This is a genomic window from Aureitalea sp. L0-47 (assembly GCF_026126405.1).
Lineage (GTDB): Bacteria > Bacteroidota > Bacteroidia > Flavobacteriales > Flavobacteriaceae > Pukyongia.
On record NZ_JAFMTQ010000044.1, the window covers coordinates 1 to 1079 of the forward strand.

At 50.5% G+C, this 1079-nt stretch carries 1 pseudogene; it reads right to left on the minus strand.

The features are described from left to right. Positions 1 to 1079, minus strand: a pseudogene (locus J1N09_RS15380) (hypothetical protein); the annotation flags it as partial.

The following is a 1079-nucleotide window of genomic DNA, read 5'->3' on the forward strand; positions in this document are numbered from 1 at the left end:
AGAGCTTCCCATGCCGCTGTAGTTGGCACGCTCTGACTGGTTTGCATAAAGTCACAAGGATCGGTTGGATCGGTACCATCGATGATCTCATCACCGTTGGTTACACCGTCACCATCACAATCAAGAGCTTCCCATGCCGCACTTGGTGGTACCGTCTGACTAGCGGCTACCAGGTCACACTCATCAAGTGGATCGGTTCCGTCAATGATCTCCTGACCATTGGTTACACCGTCTCCATCACAATCAAGGGCTTCCCAGGCTGCAGTTGGAGTAGTATTCTGACTTGCAAGTACAAAGTCACAAGGATCAACCGGATCGGTTCCGTCGATGATCTCCTGGCCATTGGTTACTCCGTCACCATCACAGTCGAGGGCTTCCCAGGCTGCAGTTGGCGTTGTATCCTGACTGGCCGCAACAAGATCACAAGGATCGAGTGGGTCTGTTCCATCTATAATTTCTTGTCCATTGGTTACACCATCGCCATCACAATCAAGAGATTCCCATGCCGCTGTAGTTGGCACACTCTGACTTGTTTGCTGGAAATCACAAGGATCGGTTGGATCGGTTCCATCGGTAATCTCATCACCGTTGGTTACACCATCACCATCACAATCACCTGCTTCCCATGCCGCACTTGGTGGTACCGTCTGATTAGCCGCTACCAGGTCACACTCATCAAGTGGATCGGTTCCGTCGATGATCTCCTGACCATTGGTTACACCGTCTCCATCACAATCAATGGCTTCCCAGGCTGCAGTTGGAGTAGTATTCTGACTTGCAAGTACAAAGTCACAAGGATCAATCGGATCGGTTCCGTCAATGATCTCCTGTCCATTGGTAACACCGTCACCATCACAGTCCAGAGCTTCCCAGGCTGCAGTTGGCGTTGTATCCTGATTTGCCGCAACAAGATCACAAGGATCGAGTGGGTCTGTTCCATCTATAATTTCCTGTCCGTTCGTTACACCATCACCATCACAATCTAGAGCTTCCCATGCCGCTGTAGTTGGCACGCTCTGACTGGTTTGCATAAAGTCACAAGGATCGGTTGGATCGGTACCATCGATGATCTCATCACC